Raw genomic sequence first — 25,150 nt, 5'->3', positions numbered from 1 at the left:
GCCCTCGGACGCGCGTCTAGGTTCGGCCCAGTGACGCTACGCATCGACGTGATCGCTACCGACGACCCCGACGGCGCCCGGGTGGTGAGCGCGGCCCCTCTCGTCGGGGTCGAGGGCCTCGAGGCCTGCAGGGTTTTCCGGGTGTACCACGTCGCCGGCGACATCGACCCGACGGAGATCGACGAGCTGTGTGCGGCAGTGTTGGTCGATCCGGTGGTCGATCGCCACACGATCGGTGCCACGCCGGCTCCCGAAGGGCGCGCCGTCGAGGTCGCACCGATGCCCGGTGTGACCGATCCCGACGCTCGTGAACTCGAACGGGCGGCGGTCGAGCTCGGTCTCCCGCCGATCCAGGTCTCCACCGCTCGCCGCTACGACCTGATCGGCTCGCTGAGCGACGACGACGTGGCACTGCTGACCCGCCGTCTGCTCGCCAACGACACCATCGAACGTTCCGCAGAGGGCGAGCTCGCGCCGTCGTTCGCCGGTTCGGCGGTCGTCGACCTCACCGTCGAGACCGTCGTCCTTTCCGGCCTGGCCGACGCGGAACTCGCCGCCCTCAGCCGGGCGCGGGTGCTGTCGCTCGACGTGGCGGAGATGCGGGTGATCCAGGCGCACTTCGACGCGGAGGGTCGCGCACCGAACGACGCCGAACTCGAGACGTTGGCGCAGACCTGGTCGGAGCACTGCGTGCACAAGACCTTCCGGGCCCGGATCGAGCTGACCCACACCGCGTCGGACGGCACGATCACCGTGTCCGAACACGACGGCCTGTTGCCCGCGCTTCGCGAGGTGACCGAGGAGCTCGCTCCATGGTGGCTGCGATCGGCCTTCGTCGACGATGCCGGGATCATCGCGTTCGACGAGGGTCTCGATCTCGCCTTCAAGGTCGAGACCCACAACCATCCTTCGGCGCTCGAGCCCTTCGGTGGAGCCAACACCGGGGTCGGCGGCGTGGTGCGCGACATCCTGGGCGTCTCCGCCCGCCCCATCGCGTGCACCGACGTCTTGTGCTTCGGCCCGAGCGACCTTCCCGACGACCGCCTGCCCACGGGGGTGCTGCATCCGCGGCGGATCCGCGACGGCGTGGTGGCCGGCATCGGTGACTACGGCAACAAGCTCGGCCTGCCGACCGTCAACGGCGCGGTGATCTATCACGAGGGCTATGTCGGCAATCCGCTCGTCTACTGCGGAGCGCTCGGCCTGCTGCCGCACGGTTCGCACCCGACCCGGGCGCACGTGGGCGATCGTGTCGTCTCGATCGGGGGCCGGGTCGGCCGTGACGGGATCCACGGCGCGACCTTCTCGTCGGCCGGCATGGACGCCTCGACGGTCGACAACGTCGGGTCCGCCGTGCAGATCGGTGACCCGATCACCGAGAAGGGGTGCATCGAGGTCGTCGAGCGGGCTCGCGACGCTGCGCTCTACACCGCGATCACCGATTGCGGGGCCGGCGGGTTCTCGTCGGCGGTGGGGGAGATGGGCGAAGACCTCGGGGTGCGGGTCGATCTCGCCGGCGTGCCGCTGAAGTATCCCGGCCTGCAGCCGTGGGAGATCTGGCTGTCGGAGGCGCAGGAGCGCATCGTCATGGCCGTGCCGCCGGCCAACCTGTCGGCATTGCGGGAACTCTGCGACGACTGGGACGTGGAGCTGACCGATCTCGGCGAGTTCACCGGCGACCAGCGCCTCGTCGTCACCCACGGCGCCGTCGGTGTGGTCGACATGCCCATGGAGTTTCTCCACGACGGGTTGCCACGGCGCGAGATGGTGGGCGCGTGGACCGACCCGGCGCCCGTCGAGATCACCACCCCGGTCTTCGATGCGGCCCTCCTGCTCGACATGCTCCGTCACCCCGACGTGGCGTCGAAGGAGGACATCGTCCGGCGCTACGACCACGAGGTGCGCGGCGGCACCGTCGTACGGCCCTTCGTCGGACCCGCGGCCGACGGCCCGGCCGATGCCGCAGTACTGAAGCCGCTGGGCACGTCGCACAACGACATCGCCGCGGTGGTGAGCAACGGCATCTGTCCGCGCGTGGGTCTGCTCGATCCATGGGCGATGGCACTGCTCGCCATGGACGAGGCGGTGCGGAATCTCGTGGCCGTCGGCGGCGACCCCGACCGCGTCGCGGTGCTCGACAACTTCTGCTGGGGCGACCCGACGAAACCCGACCGCCTCGGCGGTCTCGTCCGTGCGGTGCAGGGCTGCACCGACGGCGCCCGGCGCTATCGGATGCCGTTCATCTCGGGCAAGGACAGTCTCTTCAACGAGTTCGACGGCACCGCGATTCCCGGAACCCTGCTGATCTCCGCGGTCGGGATCGTCCCCGATCTGCACCGGGCGATCGACAGTGCCGGCATGTCGCCCGGCGACGACCTCTGGCTGGTGGGCGAGGGGAGCGCTGCGCTCGGCGGTTCCCTCGCCGACACGCTCCTCGGACTCGGCGCGACCGATCCGCCCGCACCGCTCGACGATCCTCTCCCGCGGTACCGGGCGGTCCACGCCGCCATCGCCGGCGGTCTCGTCCGTGCCGCCCACGACTGCAGCGACGGAGGCATCGCCGTGACGATCGCCGAGATGGCGCTGGCGGCGCGATGCGGTGTGCATGTGGTCGTTCCCGCCGACGGCCTCGACCCCTTCCGGGCGCTCGGCAACGAAGGGCCGGGTCGGATCGTCCTCGCGGCGAGCCCGTCGGACCGCGACGCGGTGGCCGACACCCTCGGTGCCCACGGCCGACGCATCGGCGAAGTCATGGCCGACGAACGGATCGTGCTGCGGGTGCCGGACGCTCCCGACGATGCCGAGGGCCTCGAGCGTGCGAGCGCCACGATCGTCGAGGTGTCCATCGAGGATGCGGTAGCCGCGTTCACGGGGGTTTCGAGATGAGTCGACCACCGATCCTCATCCCCCACGCGTCGGGCACCAATCGCGACGGTGAGGCCGCCCAGGCGGTTGCGCTCGCCGGTGGCGACGCCCGCATCGCCCACATCAACGAGCTGCGCAGCGGTCGCGTGAAGATCGCCGACCACGCGGCGATCCTGCTGCCCGGCGGCTTCTCCTACGGTGATGCCCTGGGTGCCGGCGGTCGGCTCGCACTCGAGTTGCGCACCTGGTTCGCCGACGAGCTCGCCGCGTTCGTCGATGCGGGCAAGCCGGTGCTCGGTATCTGCAACGGGTTCCAGGTGCTGGTCAAGGCCGGTCTGTTGCCGGGCCCGGCCGGCACCGACCGCTCGGTGACCCTGACCGAGAACGCCCGTGGTCGCTTCGAGTGCCGATGGGTGACCCTGCGGGTCGAGGTCGGCGTGTCGTCGAGCTGGCTGTCGGCGGCGAAGGACGCGGTCGTGCGCTGCCCCATCGCACACGGCGAAGGTCGGGTCGCGGTGCTCGACGACGGGGTCGCATCGAAGCTCGACGCCGCCGGCCAGGTCGCGTTCCGCTACATGCACACCGGCGCTGCCCCGATCGAGGATCCACTCCGCCCGGCCGACGGCGCGTATCCGGCCAACCCCAACGGCAGCGTGCGCGACATCGCCGGACTCTGCAACGCGTCGGGTTCCGTTGTCGGGCTCATGCCGCACCCGGAGGACCACGTGCTGTGGTGGCAGCGACCGTCGGGCCCGGAGGAAGGGTCGGGTCTCCCCATCTTCGCTGCGTTCGTCGGGGCGGCGGGATGACGATCGATCTCACGCCGGCGTTGGAATCGCCCTTCGACGGCATCGATGGCGAAGGCCTCGAGGCTCTCGGCCCCCTGATCCGGGGCAAGGTCCGCGACATCGTCGACCTGGGCGACCGGCTGGCATTGGTGGCGACGGACCGGATCTCGGCCTTCGACCGGGTGCTCGGCACCGTTCCCTACCGGGGGCAGGTGCTGAACGAGCTCGCGGCATGGTGGTTCGAACGCATCGCCGACATCGTTCCGTCGCATGTCGTTGCCGTGCCTGATCCCAACGTCACGATCGGGCGGAAGTGCGAGACGCTGCCGGTCGAGGTGGTCGTGCGCGGCCGGTTGTCCGGTTCGACGTCGACTGCGCTGTGGACGAAGTACGCGGCGGGGGAGCGTGAGATCTACGGGTTGACGTTCCCCGACGGCATGCGCAAGAACGATCCGCTGCCGGCGCCGATCATCACCCCGACCACCAAGGCCGAGCAGGGTGGCCACGACGAGCCCATCACCGAGGCGGGAATCGTCGAGCGGGGGCTCGTGGCGCCCGAGCGATGGGACGAGGTTCGCACGACGGCGCTGGCGATCTTCGATCGTGGGAGCGAGCTCGCGGCCGAGGCGGGTCTGGTCCTGGTCGACACCAAGTACGAGTTCGGGATCGACGACGAGGGTCGGCTCACGATCATCGACGAGGTCCACACCCCCGACAGCTCGCGCTATTGGCGGGCATCGACGGTCGAGGAGCGGCTGGCCGACGGCCGCGAACCCGAGAACCTCGACAAGGAGGTCGTGCGTCTCGTCTACGCCGAGCGCGGGTACCGGGGCGAGGGCGACCCGCCGCCGCTCGATCGCGACCTGGCGGTGATTGCAGCCGGCGTCTACCAGGAAGCGTTCGCCGCCTTGACCGGTGCGCCACTGGTACCGGCCGCGTATCCGGCCTCGCCGCGGGTCGCCGCGGCGATCCGGGCTGCGTCGCAGTGACCAACGACCACCGCGTTCGCGGCCCGGAAGTCATCCAACGCGGGTGGGTGATGGCGCGCGAGGATGCAGACTGGTCGGGGAATTCGGGAGGACGACCGCGTGAGTGACGATCCGCTCGTCGGCGTGATCATGGGCAGCGACTCCGATTGGGAGACGATGCGCGGGGCTGCCGACATCCTCCGCGACTTCGGTGTTGCCTTCGAGGCCCGGGTGGTCTCCGCCCATCGCACACCCGACCTGATGGTCGACTACGCCGAAACGGCCGAGACCCGCGGTCTGCAGGTGGTGATCGCCGGCGCCGGCGGCGCCGCGCATCTGCCGGGCATGGTCGCCGGACACACCATCGTCCCGGTGATCGGTGTCCCGATCAAGAGCCGGGCACTCAACGGGATCGACTCGCTCCTGTCGATCGTCCAGATGCCCGGCGGTGTCCCGGTTGCCACGATGGCGATCGGTCCTGCCGGGGCGACCAACGCCGGCCTCCTCGCGGTCGCCATGTTGGCTCGTCACGACGACGCACTCGCCGACGCCCTCCACGCCTACCGGGCCCAGCGAAACGCCCAGGTCCGCTCGATCGAGCTGGACCACTGACGGTGACCGGCCCGCTCCTCCCAGGTTCCACGATCGGCGTGGTGGGCGGCGGGCAGCTCGGACGAATGCTGGCGCAGGTGGCGCACCAGCACGGCTACCGGGTCGCGGTGCTCACCGGGGGAGCGAAGGACACTCCCGCCGGAGGCGTGGCCGAGATCGAGATCGCGGCGCCCTTCGACGACGAGACGGGCGTCGAGCGATTCCTGTCCGAGGTCGATGTCGTCACCTGGGAGTTCGAGAACGTCGATCCGTCGCTCGCTGCGGCGGCCGCGGCGGCCGGTGTGCCCGTCCATCCGTCCGGAGAGATCATCGCCGACGCCCAGGATCGCCAGCGCGAGAAGCGGGCACTCGCCGCGGCCGGTGTCGCCGTCGCCCCCTGGATGCCGGCGGAGACCATCGCGGAACTGCGCGCCGCAGTGCTGGCGCTCGGCGCGCCGGTCATCGCGAAGGTGGCCCGGTTCGGCTACGACGGCAAGGGCCAGGTGCGGATCACCGACCCCACCGAAGCAGATGGCGCCTGGGAGGCGCTGGGCCGCGAACGACTCGTCGTCGAAGCGGTGATCCCGTTCGAACGAGAGCTCTCGGTGGTGGTCGCTCGCGGTGCTGCGGGCGAGATCGTCGACCACGGGGTGATGGAGAACCATCACGTCGATCACATCCTCGACACCACGATGGTGCCGGCGGCGATCGATCCCGAGCGGGCGGCGGCGGCCCGCGCACTCGCCCATCGGATCGCCGACTCGTGGGCGCTGGTGGGTGTGCTGTGCGTCGAGATCTTCGACACGGGATCCGACCTGCTGGTCAACGAGGTGGCACCGCGACCGCACAACTCCGGCCACTGCACGATCGAGGCCGCGCCGGCGAGCCAGTTCGAACAGCAACTGCGGGCCGTCTGTGGCCTCCCGCTCGGCGACGGCACCTGTCGCCCCGCGGCAATGGTGCAACTCCTCGGTGATCTGTGGACCGACGGTGAACCCGATTGGATCGCGGCGTTGCGCGATCCCTCCATCCATCTCCATCTCTACGGCAAGGCCGACGCACGGCCCGGCCGCAAGATGGGACATCTGACCTGTGTGGGCGACAACGCCGCCGACACGCTACAAAGAGCGGTCGACGCCCGAGTCGCGCTCTCCGGACGGTGATATCCGTGTTTCCCACTGGTGATGATCTCCACGAGGAGTGTGGCATCGTCGGCGTCCACGCTCCCGGGCAGGACGCGGCTCGTCTCGCCTTCTTCGCCCTCTACACGTTGCAGCACCGCGGACAGGAGGCGGCCGGCATCGTGAGTGTCGACAAGGGCGTGGCCCATGTCCACAAGGGTCAGGGACTCGTGTCGAGTGTCTTCAACGAGGACAACCTCTCGACGCTGCGCGGTGGCCTGGCGATCGGCCACACCCGATACTCGACCACCGGTGGTTCGGGGATCCGCAATGCGCAACCGCAGGTGATCGAGACGATCGACGGTCCGCTCGCAGTCGCCCACAACGGCAATCTGGTCAACGCCAACCTGCTGCGTCGCGAGCTCCTCGAGCGCGGCGTCGGCCTGCAGACCTCGAGCGACACCGAGGTCATGGTCCACCTCCTCACCGGGGCGGGCGGCGACTGGCTCAGCCGTATCCGGGTGCTGATGAGCCGAGCGGAGGGAGCCTTCGCGCTCACGATCCTGACTCGCGACGGGCTCTACGGCGTGCGCGACCCGTGGGGGTTTCGCCCGCTCGTCATCGGAGAGATCGACGGCGGCTATGTGCTCGCATCGGAGACGTGTGCGTTCTCGGCCATCGGCGCGAAGTTCGTGCGCGAGGTCGAGCCCGGCGAGATCGTGAGGATCGACGACGACGGTCTCTACATCGAGCAGGGCGCCGTCACGCGCAAGAAGTCGTTCTGCACGTTCGAACAGATCTACTTCTCACGACCCGACTCGGTGCACACGGGCAGCCTGGTGCACTCCACCCGTCAGCGCCTCGGCCGCGAGCTCGCCCGCGAAGCGCCGGTGGAAGCCGACCTGGTGGTGCCCGTGCCCGACTCGGGGACGCCGCATGCCGTGGGCTTCGCCCAGGAGGCAGGGATCCCCTACACCGAGGGTCTCATCAAGAACCGCTACGTGGGGCGGACATTCATCGAGCCGACCCAGCAGCTGCGTGATGCCGGCGTTGCCATGAAATTCAACCCGCTGGGCGACAACCTGTTCGGCAAGCGGGTGGTCATGGTCGACGACTCGATCGTTCGGGGCACCACCTCGGGCCCGCTCGTCCAGATGCTGCGCGATGCCGGGGCGACGGAGGTCCACGTCCGGGTCGCGTGCCCGGCGATCACCGATCCCTGCTACATGGGCGTCGACATGGCGTCGCAGGACGAGCTCATCGCCGCCCAGATGAGCGTCGAGGAGATCTGCGCCCACATCGGGGCCGATTCGCTCGCCTATCTCTCGATCGACGCCATGATGCGCGGCCTCGGGGCCGAGGACGGCTACTGCAATGCGTGCTTCACCGGTGTCTACCCGTTCGAGTCCGAGCGATTCGTGCAGCTGCAACTGACCACGAAGGAACAGTTCGCCCAGGTCTGGGGAGACTGAACGGTGGGTCAGCGGGTGCTGGTGGTCGGCGGCGGCGGGCGCGAACACGCGCTGGCGTGGACGTTGGCCCGTTCTGCGCAGGTCGACGAGGTGCTGGTGGCGCCCGGCAATGCCGGCACGGCGCGGGAATCGAAGTGCCGCAACGTCGATGTCGGTGCTGCGGATCTCGAGGCGCTGGTCGCACTGGCGCTCGCCGAGCAGGTCGACCTGGTGATCGTCGGGCCGGAGGACCCGCTCGTCGCCGGCCTCGTCGATCGTCTCACCGCCGTCGGGATCCGCGCGTTCGGTCCCTCGGCCGCCGCCGCCCAGCTGGAGGGGTCCAAGGCCCACTGCAAGGACTTCCTGCTGCGCCACGGCATCCCGACAGGGGCAGCCGCGACGTTCACCGACCCGGCGGCGGCACTCGCCCACCTCGACGCCTCGGATGCCGTCCCGGTGATCAAGGCCAGCGGCCTCGCCGCCGGCAAGGGCGTGATCGTCGCCGAGACCCGCGACGAGGCGGCGGCTGCGATCACCGCGATCCTGGTCGACCGCACGTTCGGCGATGCGGGCGCGGAGGTGCTGCTCGAGGAGCGTCTCCACGGACCGGAGGTGTCGATCCTCGCGTTCTGCGACGGCGTCGACTTCCACGTGATGCCCGCCGCCCAGGACCACAAGCGCCTCGGCGAGGGCGACGTCGGTCCGAACACCGGGGGAATGGGGGCGTTCCACCCGTCGCCGATCGCCGACGAGGCGTTGCTCGAACGGGTCGGCAAGGAGGTCATCGCCCCCACCCTGCGGGCGATGATCGATGAAGGTCGTCCCTATCGGGGTGTGCTCTACGCCGGGATGATGCTGACCGCCGATGGCCCGAAGGTGATCGAGTTCAACTGTCGCTTCGGCGACCCGGAGACGCAGGTCGTCCTCCCGCTGCTCGAATCCGATCTGGTCGACGTGTGCAATGCGTGCATCGACGGCACGCTCGCGAGCACCGACGTCCGCTGGAGCGCGCAGGCTGCGGTGACCGTCGTCATGGCCAGCGCCGGCTATCCCGTCAGCGGGAGTTCGCCCGTCCCGATCACCGGCCTCGAGTCGGTCGGTGATGTCGGTTGCACCGTCTTCCACGCCGGCACGGCCGCCGTCGACGGCATCCCCCACACCGCCGGAGGCCGGGTCCTGGCCGTCACCGCGGTGCGCGAGTCGCTCGGCGCAGCAGCCGATGCCGCCCACGCCGGTGTGGCCCTGATCGACTTCGAAGGCGCCCAACACCGCGCCGACATCGCCCGAGCGACCGCCGAGGTACGCCAATGACCAGCTATCGAGACGCCGGGGTCGACATCGACGCCGGCAACCGCACCGTCGAGTTGTTGGCCGATGCGGTGAAGGCGACCAACACGCCGTCGGTGCTGTCCGAGTTGGGGGCGTTCGGTGGCCTGTTCGCGGCCGACGACCTCGGCCCCGGCAAGGTGCTCGTCGCCTCCACCGACGGCGTGGGCACCAAGGTCGAGCTCGCCGCCCGACACCAGCGCTGGCGTGGTGTCGGCGCCGACCTGGTCAACCACTGTGTCGACGACATCCTCGTGCAGGGCGCGCGACCGCTCTTCTTCCTCGACTACATCGCCACCGCATCGCTCGTTCCCGAGGTGGTCGCCGAGATCGTGACCGGGATGGCCGAGGCCTGTCAGGCCGTCGGCTGTGCGCTCCTGGGCGGTGAGACCGCCGAGATGCCAGGGGTCTACATGCCGGGCGCGGTCGACATCGCCGGCACGATCGTGGGTGTGGCCGACCGTGCGTCGCTGTGGCCCCGCACCGACGATCTGGCCGAGGGTGACCTCCTCGTCGGTCTCGCGAGTCGCAGCCCCCACACCAACGGCTACTCGCTGATCCGCTTGCTGCTGGAGGACCACGAACCCAGCGCCGAGATGCTCGACTGGCTCCTCACCCCGCACCAGCCCTACATCACCCACATCGAGGAGATGCAGGCCGGCGGAATCGAGCCGTTGGCGCTGGCCCACATCACCGGTGGCGGTCTCTTCGAGAACGTGCCTCGGGTGTTGCCGTCGCACCTCGCTGCCGAGTTCGAGCTCGGGAGCTGGGACGTCCCCGCCCACTTCCGTTCGCTCGTCGAGTGGGGCGAGATCCCCGACGACGAGGCGTTCCGGGTGTGGAACATGGGCATCGGCATGGTCGTCGTCGTGCCCGCCGACCTGCGGGGTGCGGTGCTCGACGCCGGCCTGCCGGTGATCGGCCGCCTCCGGGCCCGCAACGGCGACGAGCGGGTGGCCCTCGTCGGAGGGTGGCGGTGACGGGACGACTCGTCGTCCTCGCGTCGGGGTCCGGGTCCAACCTCCAAGCGCTGATCGACGCAATCGGCGACGGCAGGCTCGACGCCGAGATCGTCGCCGTCTACGTGAACCGTCGTTCCGCCCTCGCCCGGACCCGGGCCGACGATGCCGGGATTCCGCAGGACTTCGTGCCGATGCGGCCCTATCTCGACGAGGCCGGCGACGAGCGGGCCGGTCGCGAGGCGTACGACCGCGATCTGGCCGTACGGATCAACGCCGACCGACCTGATGCCGTCGTGTGCGCCGGTTGGATGCATCTGTTCACCTGTGCCTTCCTGGATGAGGTGGACGCGCCGGTGGTCAACCTTCACCCGGCCCTTCCCGGCGAGTTCCCGGGCGCCCACGCGATCGACGACGCGTGGGCGGCCCATGTCGAGCGCGGGCTCGATCGCACCGGTGTGATGGTGCATCTCGTGCCCGACGAAGGCGTCGACGACGGCCCGGTGCTGCGTAGCGCCGAGGTGCCGATCCGACCCGGCGACACCCGTGATCGTCTCGAGGAACGGATCCACGCCCTCGAGCACGAACTGCTCGTCGCGGCAGTGGCCGATCTGGTGGCATCGTGACCGCGTCGACGGTCCCCTCCGGCGTGGCGCTCTGGCTGGCCGGTGCCCGCCCGCGGACCCTTCCGGCCGCGATCGTCCCCGTCGCGGTCGGCACGGCGGTTGCCGTGGGGCAGGGGGTCGACACGCAATGGTGGCGAGGCGGCCTCGCCCTGGTGGTCGCCGTGGCCCTCCAGGTCGGCGTCAACTTCGCCAACGACTACTCCGACGGTGTGCGCGGTACCGATGGCGAGCAACGGGTCGGGCCCCTCCGCCTCGTGGGCTCCGGTCTGGTGCCGCCCCGGCAGGTGAAGCTCGCGGCGACCGCTTCGTTCGCGGTCGCCGGTGTCCTCGGCGCGGTGCTCGCCCTGCTCGTCGGTCCGGAGCTGTTCGTGGTGGGCGCGCTGTGTCTCGTGGCCGGATGGACCTATACGGGCGGCCCCCGGCCCTACGGCTATCTCGGGCTCGGCGAGGTCTTCGTCTTCGTGTTCTTCGGGCTGGTGGCCACCGTCGGCACCACCTATGTCCTTCTCGAACGGGTCGACGCGCTGGCCGTTTGGTGCAGTGTCACCGTCGGCCTGTGGGCCACGGCCCTGATGGTGACCAACAACCTGCGCGACATCCCCGGCGACACCGTCGCCGGAAAGCGGACGCTGGCCGTGCGCCTCGGGGACGCGAAGACGCGTGACGCCTACGTGCTGCTCCATGTCGTCGCGCTCGGCGTGGCGCTGGTTGCCGCAGCGACATCGCGGGTGGGTGCCGTCGGGGCGCTGGCCGCCGCGCCGATGGCGTGGCGTGCGATCCGCGACGTGCGCGCGGGTGCGTCGGGACCCGCCCTCATCGCCGTGCTCGGTGCGACCGCTCGGGCGCAGATGCTCGGCGGCCTGGGCATGACCCTCGGTCTCGCTCTGACGGGCTAGTCCCGAGTCAGGTGGCGACCCGCTCGGCGGAGGCCAGCGGCTGGTTGAGCTCGATCTGATTGCCGGCCGGGTCGCGGAAGAACGCCTGGAGACAGACGCCCTCGATCGGACTCGGTTCGCTGACCTCGACACCGCGTTCGACCAACACGGCGCGGGCTTCGCGGATGTCGTCGACCCGGATCGCGAAGTGGGGACCGAACCCCTCCATCAGCGGGAGTTCGACCAGGTGAAGTTGCTGCGGACCCATCTGGAGCCACACGCCGCCGATTCCGAGATCGGGACGGTCGATCTGCTCGAAGCCGAGGGTGTCGACATAGAACGCCCGGTTCGCCTCGACGTCGTCGACATTGACGGAGACGTGGTGGACACCCTTGGTGAACATGTCGGTGCGGTCGTCGGTGGTCATCGGCGAACCCTACCGGCCCCGTGTCGCGGTGATCAGATGGGCGCCGACGAACACCTTGCGCTCGATGTCGGTGAAACCCGCCTCGGCGAGCCGGGCCTTCATCTCGGCCCACGGAGGCATGTAGGCGAGTGACTTGGGCAGGTAGGCGTAGGCCGTCCGGTCCGACAGGAGCCCACCGATGCGGGGGACGACCTTGCCGAAGTAGATGCCGTGGCCCCACCGCAGCAGACGGTTCTCGGGCTCGGCCGCATCGACGAGCGAGATCCGCCCACCGGGCCGGATCACCCGGGCGAGTTCGTCGAAGAAGCCGGGGAGCTCCACGAGATTGCGCAGGGCGAAGCCGCAGGTCGCGCCGTCGGCGGCACCGTCGGCGAGGGGGAGGGCGAGGATGTCGCCGTGGACGAGCGGGGCATCGGTGCGGGCCGCGGCGAGCATTCCCATCGAGAGATCGATCCCGATCGGCCGGTAGCCGGCCTTGGCCGACTCGCGGCAGAAGTCGCCCGTGCCGCAGGCGAGGTCGAGGATCCGCGACCCGGGCGGGAGGGCGAGCGCAGTGAGGGCCTTGCGCCGCCACCGGACATCGAGTCCGAAGGTCATGATGCGGTTGACGAGGTCGTAGCGGGGGGCGATCGTGTCGAACAGTGAGCGCACCGCCTCGCGCTTCTCCTCGCCCTGCGGCAGGTTCTCGGGGTCGAGGGTGACGCCGCCCTGCCGGATCGTCTCGTCGGGGTCGCTCGGGCCGGGCTCGTTCACCGGAAGTAGATCCGCTGGTACTCGCCGCTCATGCGGTGCAGCAGCGCAGCGAGGGCGGCGACGTCGAAGACCAGGCCGAAGAGATTCCTCTGGATGGCATCGTCGAGGCCGAATCGCCGCCACACGACCAGCCGGACGATGAACGGCGCGATCGCCGCGGCGATCCCGAGTCGGTAGCCCCATTTCCGCTCGTTGGCGATCCCGAACGCCCCGCCGGCGGCGCCGAAGGTCAACAGCAACACGACCACGAGTTGGCCCAGGGAGTTGTCGATCACCCCGGCACCGGTGTTGTGGAAGATCAGCGCGCCGACCGCACTCACGTAGAGGAGGATCTGCGCGATGTAGAGCGTCTGCGGCTGCCGGTTGTTGATCCAGACCTGGTTGTTCACGCCCCCAGTATGGAGTGGTTCATCGGCGACGCGGTGGGTCGACGAGCTGGCGGCTGGCCCGCAGCTGCCCGCACGCCGCGTCGATTTCGCTGCCGCGGGTGTTGCGGATCGTCGTGTTGACCCCGTAGTTCTCGAGCTGGTCGCGAAAGGCCCGGACCCGGGCCGGCGGGGTGCCCCGGGTGAGATAGCCGGGGGTGGGGTTCAGGGGAATGAGGTTGACGTGGGCGCGCAGCCGGCGGCACAGCACGGCGAGTTCCTGGGCATCGACGGGCTGGTCGTTGACCCCGTCGATGAGCGCCCACTCGAACGAGAGCCGCCGGTTCTTGGCGTCGAGATAACGCTCGCACGCATCGACGAGATGGTTGAGGGGGTACTGACGGTTGATCGGTACCAGCTCGTCGCGCAGGTCGTCGTTGGCCGCGTGGAGCGACACGGCGAGGTTGACCGGCAGCGCCTCTTGCGCCAGACGCTCGATGCCGGGCACGACACCGACGGTCGAGATGGTGATGTGGCGGGCACCGATGCCGAGGTCGGCGTGGATCCGTTCGACGGCGGCCCAGGTGCGGTCGTAGTTCGCGAACGGCTCGCCCATTCCCATGAAGACGATGTTGCTCACCCGGCGAGGTTCGGAGGTCCGTCGGGCCCGGATCACCTGTTCGACGATCTCGCCGACGGACAGATGGCGGTCGAACCCGCTCTGGCCCGTGGCGCAGAAGCCGCAGCCCATCGCACAACCGGCCTGTGACGACACGCAGACCGTGGTGCGGTCGTCGTAGTGCATGAGCACCGTCTCGATGCGATGGCCGTCGTGGAGCTCCCAGAGCCACTTGACGGTCTCGCCGCCGTCGCTGATCGACTCGGTGTCGGGGGTCAACCCGAGCGGCAGGAGGTCGGCGAGCTTCTGGCGGAGGGCCTTGGGGACGTTGGTCAGCTCGTCGAGCTCGGTGCCACGCCGGTGGATGCCTTCCCACACCTGGTCGAGTCGGTAGCCGGGCTCGTCGGCGAGCAGGGCGGCGAACTCCTGGCGGTCGAGGTCGTAGCGCAGCGTGGGCGCGGTGCGGCTGGCTCGTCCGGCCGCGACAGGCGTGTCGTCGGCGGTCATCGGTCGAGCCGATAGGCGCGGTCGGTGTGGTGTCGGGTGAACCCGAGCGCGGCGTAGGTCGCGTTGGCCGGGTCGTTGTCGGACTCGACATAGAGCATGCCGTGCTCGAGACCCTGGGCGCTCAACCATTCGAGGCCGGCCAGGGTCATCGGTTTGCCCAGGCCCCGTCCGTGCCGGCTCGGGTCGATGGCGATCACGTAGATCTCGCCGAGTGGTGGATCGACGTCGGCGTGGACCTTCGTCCAGCAGAAGCCGATGAGCTCGTCGCCGTCGTGGCGCAGGCGGAACCCCTCGGGATCGAACCACGGTTCGGTCATGGTGGCTCGCACCGCATCGGCGGTGAGACCGCCCTGCTCGGGATGCCAGTGGAACGCCCGATTGTTGACCCGTACGAAGTCGTCGATGTCGGCATCGGTGAAGGCCCGCGTGTCGAGACCGGATGGCTCGTTGGGGAGGGGGCATCGCAGCTGCCAGAGGTCCCGGTAGGCGACGAACCCGAGACCGGTCGCGACGTCGTCGCTTCGCTCGTCGACCTGCCTGATCCAGAGCTGGACGGTGCCGTCGGGGTGGCGTTCGAGCGCTCGACGCAGGTCGGCCTCGAGCGCAGCCGACGCGTCGTCGACGAGGATCGTCCAACGGAACTCACCCGGGTTCGGTCCTTCGACGGTCAGTTCCACGCGGTCAGCGTAGCTAGTGTCGCCGGATGGCCAAGCCCCGGACGCCGAAGGGACGCGCGCAGCGGACCCACGAACGCCTCGCTCTCGAGTATCCCGACGCCGTGTGCGAGCTGGATCACCGCAATGCGTTCGAGCTCCTGGCCGCGACCATCCTGTCGGCGCAGGCGACCGACGTCGGCGTCAACAAGGCGACACCGGGACTGTTCGCGCGGTTCCCTGATCCGTGGACGTTGGCCGAGGCCGAGCCGGAGCAGGTCGAGCCCTATGTCGACACGATCGGACTGTTCCGACAGAAGTCGAAGAGCCTCGTTGGCATGGCCCGCATGCTGGTCGACGAGTACGACGGCCAGGTCCCGAGCGCGATGAAGGACCTCGTGCGCTTGCCCGGCGTGGGCCGCAAGACCGCCAACGTGGTCCGCAGCGTCGCCCTCGGCCAGCCGGGCCTTCCCGTCGACACTCATGTGATCAGGCTGTCCAACCTGCTGGGGATCACGACCGAGACCGATCCCGTCAAGATCGAGCTCGAGCTGAACCCGATGGTGCCCGCCATGGAGCGCGGTGAGTTCAGTCTGCGCATGATTCTGCACGGACGGCGCGTGTGTTTCGCCCGAAGGCCCCAGTGCGAGGACTGCGTGCTGAACGACTTCTGTCCGTCGAGTCGGGTGTAGGTCGACCGACGGCTCGGCCGCGACCGAGTCGTGGGCGGTCGCGGAGATTTCTGACGGGTCGATGTCGCGTGTGGATGAATTGTCCGGCTATATTCAGACTCCCGGCTGTGCGCTTGTCGCTCAGCCTGGGTCGACGGCATAAGGGATCCGCCGCCCTGTGTCGTCTAGCGGCCGCTCCTGTGCACGGGAGCGGCCGCTGTCTTTTTGCCGAGCTTCTGTGCTGCGCAGCGCTCGTTGCGTGTCACACTGCTCGCCGTGCGTGGTCGATGGCTGGTGCTGGCGTTCGTGATCGTGGCCGGGGTGCTGTTCGTCGTCCTCGACGGATGGGACTTCGTGAGCGACGGCGAGCGGGTGGAGGCCTTCTTCACCGAACGCGGCGCCGTCGGACCGATCGTGTTCATCCTGGCGATGTGGGTGCTCCAGCCGGCCGGTGTGCCCGGACTGGTCTTCATGGTGCCCGCCGCCGTCGTGTGGCCGCTGCCGACGGCGATGGCGTTGTCGTGGGTCGGCAACATGGGGGCGTCGACCATCGCCTTCGCGATGGCCCGCTACCTCGCTCGCGACTGGGCAGAACCACATGCCCACCAGGTTGCAGGGCTGGGACCGGCGCCTCGCCGAGGGTGGGCTCGCCCAGGTGTTCCTGTTGCGGGTGGTCACCGGTCAGCTCACCCCGGCCGACTGGCTGCTCGGCGTGAGCACGGTCCCGCTCCGCTCGTTCCTGATCGGTACGGGGCTCGGGATCATCCCCGGCATCGTGCTCGCCACGACGATCGGTGGAGGACTCGTCGACCTGCTCGGCAACCGGTGGGTCCGACTCCCGGTCGTGGTCGCGCTCGTCGGGTTCGTGATCGTCAGGCGGGCACGCCGCGCTCGTGGTTTCCTACGGCGGACCGCGTGATGTCGACGGTGGCGAACACGAAGTAGGTCGCCCAGCCGGCGATCCCGAGGAGCTTCGGTGCGTCCTCGAAGAACACGTTGAAGCTCGACGTGCGTCGCTCGTAGTCGAGTGCCACCGACGCGGCGAGGGCGACGAGACTCACCGCCAGGGTCAGCCACCGCGTGCGCCGGATCTCACGCCAGTTGACGACCACCCACAGGGCACTGAGCACGAGCAGGGCGCCGATGGTCCACATCTTCGGTGCGCCGAGCCGAGGGCCGACGACTGCGTGGAACCCGGTGAGCTCGTCGCTCAGCAACGTGAGGGTGAGCAGCGACCCCGAGGCGAGGAACCAGGCCGCGCTGCGTCGGCCGGTGAGCGAGGCGATCCACGCGCCGGCGGCCGCCGCGGTCGCCCCCACGGTCCAGCCGAGGATGCCGAGCTCGTGGAGCAGGCCGGTGTACCAGGGTTGCCCGCTCAATGTCGCCGGGTCGAGGAACAGGCGTTCCGTGGGGACCTGGTCCTGCGCGGCCGAGAGCCACAGCAGCGATGCCGTCGACACCCACACGAACAGCAATGGGCCCAGCGCCAGGAACTGGTGGCGCAACGACCAGTTCCGTCGACGCTCGGAGGCGGCCGTCATCGTGGCGTCGTCCTGTGGTCAGTCGAGTTCGCGGGCGGTGGATCGGAGGCGCCGTTCCGCGGTGATCAGCGCCCGTTCGATCTCGTGGAGGCGACCGACGAGCGGGTCGTCGGGGTCGACGCCCCGACGTTCGGCGAGCTTGCCGATGCGGGCGGCGACGTCGGCGACGACGGTGGTCAGCGAGGACAGCTCGGCGGCATCGGAGTTCATGGCCCGCAGTCTGGCGCGTAATGCGGCGGGAGCCACTGACATGGCCCGGTAGCGTGGTCGGGTGCTCACCAGGATCGACCTTCGGGGCTTCATCGGCGACGTGGCCGACCGTCTGCCCCGGCCGACCGCTCCGGCCGACGGGCCGGTCGACGCCGTCCGCGAGATCCTGGCCGAGGTCAAAGCTCGTGGCGATGCCGCCCTCGTCGACTTCACGAAGCGCTTCGACGGTGTCGACCTGGTCACCACCCACGTCGACCCGGCCGAGATCCAGGCCGCCAAGGCGCGGATCCCGGCCGACGTGCTCGCCGCTCTCGAAGCTGCCGCGGCATCGATCGCCGCCTACCACGAGGCCCAGCTGCCCGCCGATGTCGACTTCCGGCGCCCCGGGGTCGTGATCGCCGGAATGCACCGGGCGGTCGAACGGGCCGGGTGCTACGTGCCCGGCGGGCGGGCCGTGTATCCGTCGACGGTGCTGATGACCGCAGTGCCGGCCCGTGTCGCCGGGGTTGCCGAGATCGTCCTGTGTGTGCCTCCGGGTCCGGACGGGCGGGTGCCTGACGTCACCCTCGCTGCCGCCGCGGTCGCCGGCGTCGACGAGGTGATCCCGGTCGGCGGCGCGCAGGCGATCGGCGCCATGGCCTACGGGACCGAGACGATCCGGCCAGTCGATGTCATCGTCGGACCCGGCAATGTCTATGTCGCGATCGCCAAGCAGGAAGTGGCAGGTGTGGTCGGCGTGCCGTCGTCGTTCGCCGGCCCGTCCGAAGTGGTGGTGGTGGCCGACGGCTCGGCGCCGACCGAGTTCGCCGCGATCGACGTGATCCTCCAGGCCGAGCACGGCCCCGACGGTCTCGCGTGGCTCGTCACCTGGGACGAGACCGTCGCCGACGCGGTCACCGACTCGATCTCGCGTCTGGTCGCCGCAGCCCCGAGGCGGGCCGACATCGAGGCGACGCTCGAGAAGTCGGGCTACGCCGTCGTGTGCGACGGTCCCGAACAGGCCCTCGCCGTCTCCAACTTCATCGCCCCCGAACACCTCGAACTCCAGACCGCCGACCCTGCGGGGCTCCTCCCACTGGTGCGACATGCCGGCGCCGTGTTCTGCGGGCCCTGGTCGCCGGCGTCGTTGGGCGACTATGTCGCCGGTCCCAGCCATGTGCTCCCGACCAACGGCACGGCCCGGTTCGCCAGCGCGTTGACGGTGCGCGACTTCATGAAGGACGTCCACGTGGTCACCGTCGATCAGGCCGGCTTCGAATCAATGGCCGACCATGTCGAGGCCCTGGCGGGAGCCGAAGGGCTCGATGCCCACGCCGCGTCGATCCGGATCCGGCGAGGGGCGACGTCGTGAGCGGCCGTCCGCAACCCCGCGACTCCGTTGCGCTGATGGACGGGTACCACTCGCCCCAGATCGACGTCGACGTCCGACTCAACACCAACGAGAGCCCGGAACCACCCCCGGCCGAGTTCGCCGCGGCAGTCGCCGCTGCGGTCGCCGAGGTCGACTGGCACCGCTATCCCGCGCGTGCTGCGACGGAACTCCGGACCCGGATCGGCGAGCTCCACGGTGTCGGTCCGGAGCAGATCTTCGCGGCCAACGGATCCAACGAGGTCCTCCAGACCCTGCTGTTGACCTATGGCGGGCCCGGTCGCACGGCGGCGATGTTCGAGCCGACCTATGCGCTGCACTCCCACCTGAGCCGCATCACGGCGACGACCGTGGCGGAGGGGGAGCGCGGCCCCGGCTTCGCGCTCGATCTCGACGAAGTGGCGCGGGTCATCCGCACCCACCGACCCGCGATCACGTTCCTGTGTTCTCCCAACAACCCGACCGGCGTCGTCGACAGCGCCGAGGAGATCGCTGCGGTGTTGCGGCTCGTCGAGGAAACCGGCGGGCTGCTGTGTGTCGACGAGGCCTACGGCCAGTTCGCCCCCCACTCGGCCACCGCGTTGCTCGGTCCCGAGACACCGCTCGTCGTCAGCCGCACCTACTCGAAGACCTGGGCCATGGCGGCCGCCCGCCTCGGCTACCTGATCGGCCCCGAGTGGGTCGTGGCCGAGCTGGAGAAGGTCGTCCTCCCGTATCACCTCGACGCGATGACCCAGATCGCCGGCACCGTCGCCCTCGACCACCTCGACGCGATGAACGCCCGGGTCGCCGCGCTGGTCGAAGAACGAGGCCGCCTGGTCGATCTGATGGCGCAACTTCCGGTCGAGATCTGGCCCTCGGGCGCGAATTTCGTGCTGTTCCGGCCCGAGAACATCGACGGACGCGAGGTGTGGCAGCAGCTCACCGAACGGTCGGTACTGGTCCGAGACTGTTCGTCGTGGCCCCGCCTCGACGGATGCCTGCGCGTCACCATCGGCACGGCCGACGAAGACGACCGATTCCTCACCGCACTCAGGGAGATCCTCACATGAGTCGAAGCGCCACCACGTCCCGCGCCACGAAGGAGACGTCGATCGACATCAGCGTCGACCTCGATGGTTCCGGTACCACCGACGTCGGTACCGGATTGCCGTTCTTCGATCACATGCTCGACCAGCTCGGCCGCCATGGCAGTTTCGACCTGACGGTGAAGGCGACGGGCGATCTCGAGATCGACGCCCACCACACGGTCGAGGACGTCGGCATCGCGCTGGGTGAGACATTCCGCAGCGCCTGGGGCGACAAGCGGGGTGTGCGACGATTCGCGTCGATCGTGGTGCCGCTCGACGAGGCAGCCGTCGAGGTCGTGCTCGATCTTTCCGGGCGCCCGTACCTCCACTACGAGGTCGAGTTCCCGGGCGAGAAGATCCTGGGCGACCCGCCGTTCGACCCACAGCTGGTCGAGGAGTTCTGGCGGGCCTTCGTGATGGCGTCGGGGATCACGCTCCACATCGTCGGTCGGCGTGGCCGCAACACCCACCACATCATCGAGGCCGCGTTCAAGGGTGTGGCCCGATCCCTGCGCGACGCCGTACGCGTCGAGGGCGACGCGGTGCCGTCGACCAAGGGCACGCTCTGACCGTGGGCTTCTCGGGAGACCAGGGACGCCCGCTCATCGCGGTGCTCGACTACGGCATCGGCAACCTGCACTCGGCCCACAAGGGATTCGAGCACGCGGGGGCCGACACGCGTCTGACGGCCGACCGCTCACTGATCGAGGAGGCCGACGGTGTCGTTCTTCCGGGCGTCGGCGCCTACGGCCCGTGCATGGCCGCGCTGCGCAGCACCGGTCTCGACGACATCGCACTCGAGCGCATCGAGGCCGGCGTGCCGTTCTTCGGGATCTGCATCGGCATGCAGCTCATGTTCGCCGGCTCCGACGAGGCTCCGGGCGTTGCCGGGCTCGGCGTCTTCGATCGGCAGGTGATCGAGATCCCCCACACCGTCAAGCGGCCACAGATGCAGTGGAACGTGCTCGATCGCCGGGGGCAGCACCACATGTTCGACGGCCTGCCCGACGAGGCGTGGGTCTACTTCGTGCACTCCTACGCTGCCGCCGACGGCGACGATGTCGTCGCGACCTGCGACTACGGCACCGACCTCGTGGCCGCCGTGGCCCGCGACAACGTGTGGGCCGCCCAGTTCCATCCCGAGAAGTCGGGGACCAACGGCATCCGGATTCTCCGCAACTTCGTCACCGCCGCAGGAGCGCACTGATGGACCTCTATCCCGCCATCGATCTTCGCGGTGGACGTTGCGTCCGTCTCCATCAGGGCGACTACGGCCAGGAGACCGTCTATGGCGACGATCCCGTCGCTCAGGCGAGGGCCTTCGCCGATGCCGGTGCCGGTTGGATCCACGTGGTCGACCTCGACGCCGCCCGCTCGGGGATCCCCGAGAACCGCGACGTGGTCGCGGCGATCGCCCGCGCCGTCGACGTGCCGGTGCAGACCGGCGGGGGAGTGCGATCGATCGAGGCCGCCCACGCGCTGTTCTCGGCCGGCGTCGAGCGGGTCGTGATCGGCACGGCAGCCCTGAAGGACCCTGACCTGGTCAGGGCCCTGGCGCTCGACCACCGGGTGGCGGTCGGTCTCGACGCCAAGTCGGGCGAAGTGGCGACCGATGGCTGGCTGGTCGGGAGCGGCCGGAGTGTGCTCGACGTCGCCCGCTCGTTCGCCGATGCCGGAGTCGACGCGTTCGTCGTGACCGACATCTCCCGCGACGGGACACTCGAGGGGCCCGACCTCGTCGGGCTCGCCGACGTGCTCGGCGCCACGCCGGTCGACGTGATCGCGTCCGGAGGCGTCGGCCGGATGGAAGACCTCGAGGCGCTCGACGCGATCGAGGTCGACGGGCGCCGGTTGTCCGGGGTCATCGCCGGCAAGGCCATCTACGAGGGGCACGTCGATGTCTCGGCGGCAGTGACGCTCCTGGGAGCGGGCCGATGACCAGATCCATCCGCATCATCCCGTGTCTCGACGTCGATGCCGGGCGTGTGGTCAAGGGCGTCAACTTCGTCGACATCCGCGATGCCGGCGATCCGGTCGAGCTGGCCGCCCGCTACGACCTGCAGGGTGCCGATGAGCTGGTGTTTCTCGACATCACGGCATCGTCGGATCAGCGCGCGACGACCGAGGAGATGGCGCGGGCCGTCGCCGAGCAGGTGTTCATCCCGTTCACGATCGGTGGCGGTATCCGCACGGTCGACGATGCCCGCCGCCTGCTGCGGGCCGGGGCCGACAAGGTCAGCATCAACACCGCGGCCGTCAAACGCCCCGAACTCGTCTCGGAGATCAGCCGCGAGTTCGGCGCGCAATGCTGCGTGGTCGCCATCGACGCTCGCAGCAGCGACGACACGCCCAGCGGGTTCGAGGTCTACACCCACGGCGGACGCACCCGCACGGGCATCGACGCAGTGGTGTGGGCAGTCGAGTGCCAGCGCCTCGGTGCCGGTGAGATCCTGCTCACTTCGATGAACCGGGACGGCACCAAGGACGGCTTCGATCTCCCGCTCACCTCGGCGGTCACCGCAGCTGTCGACATCCCGGTGATCGCGTCGGGTGGCGTGGGCACGCTCGCCCACATGGTCGAAGGCGTCACCGAGGGTGGCGCCGACGCCGTGCTTGCGGCGAGCATCTTCCACTACGGGGAGTTCACCGTGGCGGAGGCCAAGCGCGTCCTCCTCGACGCCGGCGTGGTGGTCCGCCCGCCGGACTGATCGTTCACGGACCAGCTCGTGGCCCGTTCGGCGCGCACCGCGCACGCCCGATCAGGGCCGATGACCGAGCAGGATCCAACCTACCGAGGGGGTGTGGCAGCGAAGGGTCCGTCGGTGCACGTGACCGGAGCATTTCGGCGGCGCGCTCGCGACCCCGTGGCCGCCGGATCGAGCCGTCAGCGCACTATGGCGGATGTGAGATCGGTCACTTGCCGGTGAGCGCCCGCGAAGAAGTGGTCGGCCGACTCGACGATCTGCAGCGTGGCGTTGGTCCACGTGGCCATACGCGGCCGAAGCTGCTCGGGCGAGTTGAACTGATCGTGGCCCGCGGCGATCACCGTCACCGGACGGGGGTCGGCGGGGGCGACGAGATCATCGGCCGCCACGCTCGCCAGCGGCGGGGCCACCACGATCCAGCGGTCGGCGGCCGGATGAGCGACGCTGAGGGCGATGTCGGCCCCGAAGCTGTAGCCGGCGATCGCGAGCGGGCCGGCGACGGGGTCGACCGCATCGATCGCGGCGCGCAGGTCGTCTCGCTCGGCGCTGCCGCCGTCGTGAGTGCCGCCGGAACCGCCCGAACCCCGGAAGTCGAAACGCAGGACACGCCGACGGGCGCCGACGAGCGCCCGGGTCAGAGCGGCGACCACGGCGTCGTGACGCGAGCCGCCGTAGAGCGGGTGTGGGTGACACACGACGGCGCTCCCGATCGCGTCGGCCGGAGCGAGCAGGTCGCCCTCGAGCCTGGTGCCATCGGCGCTCTCGAATTCCACGACTCTCACGTCGACGGGTTCCATGTGGCGACGCTACCGCTAGCGTGAGCCGCCGTGGCGAAGACAGAGACACTCGGTGCCGACGACGGCCTTCCCGTCAAGATGCTCAACGACCGGATCCTGGTGCACCTCGGAGAGGCCGAGGGCGAGCGTCGGTCGACGGGCGGCATCCTCATCCCTGCGACGGCGCAGATGGGCAAGCGTCTGAGTTGGGCTGCGGTGGTGGCCGTCGGGCCCAACGTCCGCAGCATGGAGCCGGGCGACCAGGTGCTGTTCAACCCCGAGGATCGCTACGAGGTCGAGGTTCGCGGCAAGGACTACATCATCCTGCGTGAGCGCGACATCCACGCCGTGGCCGCGGAGCGCCTCGACGAGGGCAGCACGGGCCTCTACCTCTGAGTCACGGGTGCATCGGTGCCCGGTTGTGGGCCCAGGGCGTCGCCCGTTCGAGTTGACCGGCCAGTTGGAGGAGCAGATCCTCGCGGCCGTAGGCGCCGACGAACTGGATCCCGATCGGCAGCCCCGACGACGACCGAGCCAGCGGCAGTGAGATCGCCGGCTGGCCGGTGCTGTTGAACGGCGCGGTGAGCGTCGAATACGCGAGCGTCACGTGGATGTTGGCGAACGGGTTGTCAGCGGTCCCCGAGGACTCTCCGATCAGGGGAGCGGGCCGGAGGCACGTCGGTGCCAGCAGGACGTCGGCGGTCGTCGCCCACCAGTCGGCCATCCGGTGGCGGAACACCATGGCGTGACCGGCCGCTCTGGCGGACTCGACAGCTCCCATCGCTCGCCCCCTCGTCGCAAGGGCCCACGTCATGGGCTCGACATCGTCCGCGGTGAGATCGCGGCCGATCCACTCGGCGAACATGTCGAGGGCGGCGGCGACGTCGGCCGTCCATTGGGCGCCGTACGAGGCGATAAGGGCCTGGTCGTCGAGGGCCGGGGGAGTGCTCTCGATCACCTCGTGTCCGAGGCGTTCCAGCTGGTCAGCGACATCGCGCACCGCCGCAGCCACCTCGGGATCGATGGGGATGCCGTCGCGGATCGATCGGTCGAGCACGCCGATGCGCAGTGGCCGGGGATCGAGCGAGACATAGTCGATGAACGGCTTCTCCGGCATCGGGGCGATCACCCCGTCGCCGGGAAACGGGGCCACCGTCGCGTCGAGGATCGCGGCGCTGTCGCGCACCGTGTGGCACACCACGTGTTGGACCGAGTTTCCCCACTCGTCGCGCTGGGGGCCCATCGAGATCCGTCCCCGGCTCGGCTTGAGCCCGACCAGGCCGCACATGGCCGCCGGGATGCGGATCGAACCGCCACCGTCGCTGGCGTTGGCGGCCGGGAGCATGCCCGCGGCCACGGCCGCGGCGGCGCCGCCCGAGGACCCGCCAGAACCCCGTTCGAGGTCCCACGGATTGCGCGTCGGCCCGTACGCGATCGGCTCGGTCGTGGCCGCCAGCCCCATCTCGGGGGTGTTGGTCCGCCCACTCATCACGAAGCCGGCCCGCTTGTAGGCCGTCACGATGTTGGCGTCGACATCGGCCCGGTGGCCGGCGTTCTTCAGGCCCTGGACGCCCTGGTGGAACGGTTCCCCCTTCTCGGCCGGCCACAGGTCCTTCATGAGCATGGGGACGCCGCGGAACGGACCGTCGGGAAGATCGCCGGACGCAGCCGCCCGAGCCTTGTCGAAGGCGGGATGGATGACCGCGTTGACCTGGGGATTCAGTGTCTCGATGCGGTCGATCGTGTCGTCGATCAACTCGACGGGCGACAGCTCGCCGCTGCGGATCATCTCCGCGAGACCGACGGCATCATGACGGGCGAGTTCGCTCATCGGGTGAACCTATCTGACGTCGGAAGCCATGCGGAATGCGACCAGAGTGGTGTGGAGCTAGTCTTCCCCGTCAGTCGCGGCGG

Annotated in this window: 29 protein-coding genes; 19 read left to right on the top strand and 10 right to left on the bottom strand. The window is 69.7% G+C overall.

Annotation, left to right across the window (positions count from 1 at the left end):
• Positions 1-30 precede the first annotated feature (30 nt).
• The 10 genes from purL to R2707_04705 all read left to right on the top strand — a co-directional run bounded on the left by purL (position 31) and on the right by R2707_04705 (position 11,591).
• Positions 31-2,886: a phosphoribosylformylglycinamidine synthase subunit PurL gene (gene purL, locus R2707_04750; protein MEZ5244386.1), complete on the top strand. Its 2,856-nt coding sequence runs from the start codon at positions 31-33 to the stop codon at positions 2,884-2,886.
• Entirely contained in the window at positions 2,883-3,674 is a 792-nt protein-coding gene (gene purQ, locus R2707_04745) for a phosphoribosylformylglycinamidine synthase I (GenBank protein ID MEZ5244385.1), read from the top strand. The genes purL and purQ overlap by 4 nt, the downstream gene beginning before the upstream one ends.
• Positions 3,671-4,642: a phosphoribosylaminoimidazolesuccinocarboxamide synthase gene (locus R2707_04740; protein MEZ5244384.1), complete on the top strand. Its 972-nt coding sequence runs from the start codon at positions 3,671-3,673 to the stop codon at positions 4,640-4,642. Before purQ ends, R2707_04740 begins: the two co-directional genes overlap by 4 nt.
• 99 nt (positions 4,643-4,741) lie before the next feature.
• Positions 4,742-5,233, top strand: coding sequence for a 5-(carboxyamino)imidazole ribonucleotide mutase (gene purE, locus R2707_04735; GenBank protein ID MEZ5244383.1), 492 nt, complete (start codon positions 4,742-4,744; stop codon positions 5,231-5,233).
• 2 nt (positions 5,234-5,235) lie between these two features.
• The gene (locus R2707_04730) at positions 5,236-6,375 is read left to right on the top strand and encodes a 5-(carboxyamino)imidazole ribonucleotide synthase (GenBank protein ID MEZ5244382.1); all 1,140 of its coding nucleotides are present in this window, start codon (positions 5,236-5,238) and stop codon (positions 6,373-6,375) included.
• 5 nt (positions 6,376-6,380) lie between these two features.
• Complete coding sequence (gene purF, locus R2707_04725) at positions 6,381-7,805, top strand: amidophosphoribosyltransferase (protein ID MEZ5244381.1); 1,425 nt, start codon at positions 6,381-6,383, stop codon at positions 7,803-7,805.
• A 3-nt stretch (positions 7,806-7,808) separates the two neighbouring features.
• Positions 7,809-9,095, top strand: coding sequence for a phosphoribosylamine--glycine ligase (purD, locus tag R2707_04720; GenBank protein ID MEZ5244380.1), 1,287 nt, complete (start codon positions 7,809-7,811; stop codon positions 9,093-9,095).
• Entirely contained in the window at positions 9,092-10,090 is a 999-nt protein-coding gene (purM, locus tag R2707_04715; GenBank protein MEZ5244379.1) for a phosphoribosylformylglycinamidine cyclo-ligase, read from the top strand. Before purD ends, purM begins: the two co-directional genes overlap by 4 nt.
• Entirely contained in the window at positions 10,087-10,695 is a 609-nt protein-coding gene (purN, locus tag R2707_04710) for a phosphoribosylglycinamide formyltransferase (GenBank protein ID MEZ5244378.1), read from the top strand. Before purM ends, purN begins: the two co-directional genes overlap by 4 nt.
• Positions 10,692-11,591: a 1,4-dihydroxy-2-naphthoate polyprenyltransferase gene (locus R2707_04705; protein MEZ5244377.1), complete on the top strand. Its 900-nt coding sequence runs from the start codon at positions 10,692-10,694 to the stop codon at positions 11,589-11,591. The genes purN and R2707_04705 overlap by 4 nt, the downstream gene beginning before the upstream one ends.
• 7 nt (positions 11,592-11,598) lie before the next feature.
• Here R2707_04705 and R2707_04700 read toward each other — a convergent pair whose 3' ends face one another.
• From R2707_04700 to mshD, 5 genes are read right to left on the bottom strand one after another with little or no spacing between them, the layout of a single operon-like run.
• Complete coding sequence (locus tag R2707_04700; protein ID MEZ5244376.1) at positions 11,599-11,997, bottom strand: VOC family protein; 399 nt, start codon at positions 11,995-11,997, stop codon at positions 11,599-11,601.
• Positions 11,998-12,006: 9 nt separating this feature from the next.
• On the bottom strand, positions 12,007-12,750 hold the full coding sequence (locus tag R2707_04695; protein MEZ5244375.1) for a ubiquinone/menaquinone biosynthesis methyltransferase: 744 nt from the start codon (positions 12,748-12,750) through the stop codon (positions 12,007-12,009).
• On the bottom strand, positions 12,747-13,139 hold the full coding sequence (locus R2707_04690; GenBank protein MEZ5244374.1) for a hypothetical protein: 393 nt from the start codon (positions 13,137-13,139) through the stop codon (positions 12,747-12,749). Before R2707_04690 ends, R2707_04695 begins: the two co-directional genes overlap by 4 nt.
• Before the next feature lie 19 nt (positions 13,140-13,158).
• The gene (gene rlmN, locus R2707_04685; GenBank protein ID MEZ5244373.1) at positions 13,159-14,241 is read right to left on the bottom strand and encodes a 23S rRNA (adenine(2503)-C(2))-methyltransferase RlmN; all 1,083 of its coding nucleotides are present in this window, start codon (positions 14,239-14,241) and stop codon (positions 13,159-13,161) included.
• A complete protein-coding gene (mshD, locus tag R2707_04680) occupies positions 14,238-14,918 on the bottom strand; it encodes a mycothiol synthase (protein MEZ5244372.1) in 681 nt (226 codons plus the stop codon). The genes rlmN and mshD overlap by 4 nt, the downstream gene beginning before the upstream one ends.
• A gap of 26 nt (positions 14,919-14,944) precedes the next feature.
• Here mshD and nth point away from each other — a divergent pair, with 26 nt between their 5' ends.
• Complete coding sequence (gene nth / locus R2707_04675; GenBank protein ID MEZ5244371.1) at positions 14,945-15,586, top strand: endonuclease III; 642 nt, start codon at positions 14,945-14,947, stop codon at positions 15,584-15,586.
• 164 nt (positions 15,587-15,750) lie between these two features.
• Here the strand turns inward: nth and R2707_04670 are convergent, their stop codons facing one another.
• Positions 15,751-16,116 carry a hypothetical protein gene (locus R2707_04670; protein ID MEZ5244370.1) on the bottom strand — a complete coding sequence of 122 codons (366 nt, stop codon included), beginning with the start codon at positions 16,114-16,116 and terminating at the stop codon, positions 15,751-15,753.
• Between the two features lie 47 nt (positions 16,117-16,163).
• Here R2707_04670 and R2707_04665 point away from each other — a divergent pair, with 47 nt between their 5' ends.
• A complete protein-coding gene (locus R2707_04665) occupies positions 16,164-16,484 on the top strand; it encodes a hypothetical protein (protein ID MEZ5244369.1) in 321 nt (106 codons plus the stop codon).
• Here R2707_04665 and R2707_04660 read toward each other — a convergent pair.
• Complete coding sequence (locus R2707_04660; GenBank protein MEZ5244368.1) at positions 16,438-17,106, bottom strand: hypothetical protein; 669 nt, start codon at positions 17,104-17,106, stop codon at positions 16,438-16,440. The genes R2707_04665 and R2707_04660 overlap by 47 nt on opposite strands.
• Before the next feature lie 18 nt (positions 17,107-17,124).
• Positions 17,125-17,316, bottom strand: coding sequence for a hypothetical protein (locus R2707_04655; protein MEZ5244367.1), 192 nt, complete (start codon positions 17,314-17,316; stop codon positions 17,125-17,127).
• A gap of 61 nt (positions 17,317-17,377) precedes the next feature.
• On the opposite strand from R2707_04655, the gene hisD reads away from it, so the two are divergent.
• From hisD to hisF, 6 genes are read left to right on the top strand one after another with little or no spacing between them, the layout of a single operon-like run.
• Positions 17,378-18,667 carry a histidinol dehydrogenase gene (gene hisD / locus R2707_04650; protein ID MEZ5244366.1) on the top strand — a complete coding sequence of 430 codons (1,290 nt, stop codon included), beginning with the start codon at positions 17,378-17,380 and terminating at the stop codon, positions 18,665-18,667.
• Complete coding sequence (gene hisC, locus R2707_04645) at positions 18,664-19,737, top strand: histidinol-phosphate transaminase (protein ID MEZ5244365.1); 1,074 nt, start codon at positions 18,664-18,666, stop codon at positions 19,735-19,737. The genes hisD and hisC overlap by 4 nt, the downstream gene beginning before the upstream one ends.
• Complete coding sequence (gene hisB, locus R2707_04640; protein ID MEZ5244364.1) at positions 19,734-20,324, top strand: imidazoleglycerol-phosphate dehydratase HisB; 591 nt, start codon at positions 19,734-19,736, stop codon at positions 20,322-20,324. The genes hisC and hisB overlap by 4 nt, the downstream gene beginning before the upstream one ends.
• 2 nt (positions 20,325-20,326) lie before the next feature.
• On the top strand, positions 20,327-20,962 hold the full coding sequence (gene hisH / locus R2707_04635; GenBank protein ID MEZ5244363.1) for an imidazole glycerol phosphate synthase subunit HisH: 636 nt from the start codon (positions 20,327-20,329) through the stop codon (positions 20,960-20,962).
• Complete coding sequence (gene hisA / locus R2707_04630; GenBank protein MEZ5244362.1) at positions 20,962-21,693, top strand: 1-(5-phosphoribosyl)-5-[(5-phosphoribosylamino)methylideneamino]imidazole-4-carboxamide isomerase; 732 nt, start codon at positions 20,962-20,964, stop codon at positions 21,691-21,693. Before hisH ends, hisA begins: the two co-directional genes overlap by 1 nt.
• Positions 21,690-22,463, top strand: coding sequence for an imidazole glycerol phosphate synthase subunit HisF (gene hisF, locus R2707_04625; GenBank protein ID MEZ5244361.1), 774 nt, complete (start codon positions 21,690-21,692; stop codon positions 22,461-22,463). Before hisA ends, hisF begins: the two co-directional genes overlap by 4 nt.
• A gap of 176 nt (positions 22,464-22,639) precedes the next feature.
• On the opposite strand, the gene R2707_04620 is transcribed toward hisF, so the two are convergent.
• Positions 22,640-23,257, bottom strand: coding sequence for an alpha/beta hydrolase (locus R2707_04620; protein ID MEZ5244360.1), 618 nt, complete (start codon positions 23,255-23,257; stop codon positions 22,640-22,642).
• Positions 23,258-23,287: 30 nt separating this feature from the next.
• Between R2707_04620 and R2707_04615 the strand changes: the two genes are divergently transcribed.
• Complete coding sequence (locus R2707_04615) at positions 23,288-23,632, top strand: co-chaperone GroES (protein MEZ5244359.1); 345 nt, start codon at positions 23,288-23,290, stop codon at positions 23,630-23,632.
• Position 23,633: 1 nt separating this feature from the next.
• Here the strand turns inward: R2707_04615 and R2707_04610 are convergent, their stop codons facing one another.
• Entirely contained in the window at positions 23,634-25,067 is a 1,434-nt protein-coding gene (locus R2707_04610; GenBank protein ID MEZ5244358.1) for an amidase, read from the bottom strand.
• Positions 25,068-25,150: the final 83 nt, after the last annotated feature.

The organism is Acidimicrobiales bacterium (assembly GCA_041394245.1).
In the GTDB taxonomy this organism is placed as follows: domain Bacteria; phylum Actinomycetota; class Acidimicrobiia; order Acidimicrobiales; family Aldehydirespiratoraceae; genus JAJRXC01.
Note: the sequence above shows the minus strand (reverse complement) of the source record. Positions and strands in the feature narration are given on the sequence as shown.